This is a genomic window from Mycobacteriales bacterium (genome assembly GCA_036497565.1).
Classification (GTDB): Bacteria; Actinomycetota; Actinomycetes; order Mycobacteriales; family QHCD01; genus DASXJE01.
Genome location: DASXJE010000271.1, coordinates 1 through 3,388, shown reverse-complemented (window position 1 = coordinate 3,388; position 3,388 = coordinate 1). Strand labels below are relative to the sequence as shown.

5 protein-coding genes are annotated in these 3,388 nt (G+C 68.2%); 1 reads left to right on the top strand and 4 read right to left on the bottom strand.

Annotated elements, in window-relative coordinates; genetic code table 11:
- Positions 1-415, top strand: a 415-nt coding sequence (locus VGH85_21450; protein ID HEY2176382.1) for a polyprenyl synthetase family protein, incomplete at its 5' end; no start/stop codon positions are given.
- 16 nt (positions 416-431) lie between these two features.
- On the opposite strand, the gene VGH85_21445 is transcribed toward VGH85_21450, so the two are convergent.
- The 4 genes from VGH85_21445 to VGH85_21430 all read right to left on the bottom strand — a co-directional run.
- Positions 432-911 carry a hypothetical protein gene (locus VGH85_21445; protein HEY2176381.1) on the bottom strand — a complete coding sequence of 160 codons (480 nt, stop codon included), beginning with the start codon at positions 909-911 and terminating at the stop codon, positions 432-434.
- A 77-nt stretch (positions 912-988) separates the two neighbouring features.
- Entirely contained in the window at positions 989-1,648 is a 660-nt protein-coding gene (locus VGH85_21440; protein HEY2176380.1) for a low molecular weight phosphatase family protein, read from the bottom strand.
- Positions 1,645-2,613, bottom strand: a complete 969-nt coding sequence (locus VGH85_21435) for an LCP family protein (GenBank protein HEY2176379.1) — start codon at positions 2,611-2,613, stop codon at positions 1,645-1,647. Before VGH85_21435 ends, VGH85_21440 begins: the two co-directional genes overlap by 4 nt.
- Before the next feature lie 182 nt (positions 2,614-2,795).
- Positions 2,796-3,388, bottom strand: a 593-nt coding sequence (locus VGH85_21430; GenBank protein ID HEY2176378.1) for a CpsD/CapB family tyrosine-protein kinase, incomplete at its 5' end; no start/stop codon positions are given.

The following is a 3,388-nucleotide window of genomic DNA, read 5'->3' as shown; positions in this document are numbered from 1 at the left end:
CGGCGCCGACCGGTCGGTCATCGAGGCGTTGCAGCGTTACGGCGAGGTGGTGGGGACGGCGTTCCAGCTCTCCGACGACCTGCTCGACATCACCTCGCTGCAGGCGCAGTCGGGCAAGACTCCGGGCACCGACCTGCGGGAAGGGGTGCCGACCCTGGCGATGCTCTACGCGCTGCGGTCGGACGACCCGGGGCAGGCGCGGCTGCGGGAGCTGCTGCGCGGGCCGCTGGTCGACGACGCTCTGCACTCCGAGGCGCTAGGCCTGCTCCGGGGTTCGCCGGCGGTGGCGGAGGCGCAGTCGACGCTGACGTCGTACGCCGAGGGCGCCCGGCGGCTCCTGAACGATCTGCCGGACGTGCCGGCGAGGGCCGGGCTGGGTGCGCTCGCCGATTTCGTGATCGCCCGCGCGGGCTGATCGAGGGTCCAGACGATCACGAGAGCGGCGGCCCTTCGGAGCTGCCGTTGGCCTGCTCGATGGCGGCGGCCAGGACGGCGTCGAGGCTGGCGCTCTGGGTGGCCCGGGTGACCGCGAGGTGGGCATGACGCGCGGCGGAGAGGCGTCGTAGCCCCGCCTCCCGGTGCTGGATGAGCGTTGCCCGGCTCTCCACGTCGTGGTCGGCGGACAGATGGGTCTCGACCGTATCCCGGGTGGTCGGGGCGCACAGTGGATGACCGCACAGGTGGACGATGGGCCGGGAGCGCGGTGAGGGCCCGTGCCAGGCGTGCCAGGCGAAGGTGTGGGCCGGCCAGATGCGGTCTTCGGCCCAGAATCTGCCGTGCCCGTCGGCGTCGGCCGGACCCGTCCAGAGGTGGCAGCCGGACGGGATGATGAGGATGGACGAGCAGAATCGGCGCCACGTCGGCTCGTCGACGTGGGGCGGAAGGCTCTCGACGTCCGGCACCACGGTCACCTGCAAAGCATGGCTGCCGGCGCTGTCAAAATCCTGAGAGTTGGCTGATTCGTGACCGGGAGATCACGGAAATGAGATCAACCGACCTGGTCACCCTGTCGTCCGTCCGGGTCATGGTCCGGGCGCCGGTCTCGTCCACGGGCCCAGATCAGCCCGACGATCTGCTGCAGCGCGGCGGCGATGATCGTGGCGGTCTCGTGGTGCTCCTCGGCCGGCAGACCGTAGGGGTCGGGTACGTCATCGTCGCCGGGCGGCCTCTGCTCGAGGGTGCCGCGGGTGGACCGGGCGATCGCGACCGCCAGTCGGGTCCGCGCCACCGGGTCGTCGGGCAGCCGGTGGCCGGGCAGACCCGCGTCGAGCAGGCGGGCGAACTCGCGCAGGGTGAATGTCGTGCGCAGCGCGCGAGGCAATTCCCTGACGACGTACGCGCGGTGCGCACGCTCGGCGGTGAGCACCAACTCCGCCGCGGCGATGTCCTTGGCGCCGACCTGGCGGGCGGCGAAGCCGTCCGAGCTCCCGCCGGCCGCCCGCAGCTCGGCGTGGGCGAGCAGGTCCATTCCGGAGCCGACCAGGGCACGGGTGCCGGCGCTGGCCAGTACGAACCGCCCCGCACCGTCGCCGCCGAGACTGTCGGCAAGGAGGCGACGCGCGAGGCTTTCGGCGTACGGCGACCGGCAGATGTTGCCGGTGCACACGAAGAGGATGCCGAAGCGATCCGGATCGGCCAGTGCGCTCATCGAGGGTTGTGCGGGAGGGTGTCGCCGCCGTACTTCGCGAGGTAGGCGGGCACCTTGTTGTTATTGACCGCCTGCCAGAGCAGAGGAGCGCGTTGGGCGTCGAGGTAGACGACGTCCAGCGACCCTTCCATCCCGAAGCCCGACACCGGTGCGGTCATGAAGGTGACGTGGCTGGGGCGCATGTCCCGCAGACCGAACGCCAGGGAGCGGAGCGCTCCGTTGCTCATCGTGTCGTCGATGCTGACCGACTTGGTGACGGCCGAGAGCAGATGGTAGGTCCGTCCGGGGCTGGTGAGCAGCCCGCCGGAGACGGCCTTGTTCATCAGGGCGCGGAGCACGTTTTGTTGGCGCTGGACGCGGTCGAGGTCACTGCGAGGTAGACCGTGGCGCTGCCGGACGTAGGCCAGTGCCTGGTTGCCGCTGAGATGGTCGATGCCCGCGTGGAACGTCACCCCGGCGCTGCTGGTCTGGTCCGCCACCCGCACGTCGACCCCACCGACGGCCGTGGTCATGGTCTTGAAGCCGTCGAAATCGATGGTCGCGAAGTGGTCGATGCGGATATGGGTGAGGGCCTCGACGGTCCGCACCGCCAGGGTTGGCCCCCCGATCGCGTAAGACGAGTTGATCTTGCCCTTCCCGTAGCCCGGGATCGCGACGTAGCTGTCCCGGGGAATCGACACCAGCGTCGCGGACGTCCGAGCCGCGTTGAGCCGGACCACCATCATGACATCGCTGTTCGATCCGGCCACGAAAGACGAGGACGAAGTTCCGTTGCCGGTGGTCGGGCTTGTGGATCGGGTGTCCAGACCGACGAGCAGGAAAGTCATGCTGTGCGCGGCGACCGCGGGGGTGGTCGGCCGTTGTGCCTGATTCAGCGGTGCGAAGACGTGCGGCAGGCGGTGCACATTGTTCGCGAGGTCGTTGGTGACGCTGTAGAGGATGCCGCCGAACGTGGCCACCAGCACGACTAGCGTGATGATGCTGCCAAGGAGTATTCGGCGGCCGCGACGACGATGCCGCGGCGAGTCCGCTTCCACGACTGCCTTGCCGCTCCAGATCGGTCTATCTTCGGCGTTCTCCATTGGCGGCGCCTGCTGGTCACCACGATTGTTGCTCACAATCTGTATCCACCCCCTGTGCTGCTGGGTCAGTCACTCGGCCCTCGTGAACTGGCCCATTGGGCATTCTTCGCATCGTCGAATTCGCCGCGGTCGATCTCGATGGTCGAGGGCGGTGCGTCGGATCGGTTGGTCGTCCTTGCTCCACCTCTGGTTCCGGCCGTCCGGGCAGGCTTAAGGTCGGAGTCGCCCGGAAAATTGATCTTCCGAGCGCTTGAGGAGGTCGACGCTCGTCGACGCCGCAGCAGCCCTTTCTTGCTTTCGGTGGAATCCGAGCTGTAGGCGTAATAGTAGGAGCTTGTACCCGAGGCCGGCGTCATGCTGAAGACGGTGCCAAGTACCCGCACATTCACTCCGGCCAACACGCCGACGGCCTTCTGCACCTGATCACGGGATGTCGCCCCGTGGCGGGTGATTAGTAGTGCTCCGTCGCTGTGGACCGCGACAGCGGCGGCATCGGTGACCGGAATCAGTGGCGGGGTGTCGATGAGGATCGTGTCGTAGGTCTCTTGGAGTTCCATGAGCAGTTTGCGCATGCGATCTGAAGCGAGTAGCTCGCTCGGGTTGGGCGGCACCGGCCCGCTCGCCAGTACTGCAAACAGATCGTCACCCCAGGTCTGCA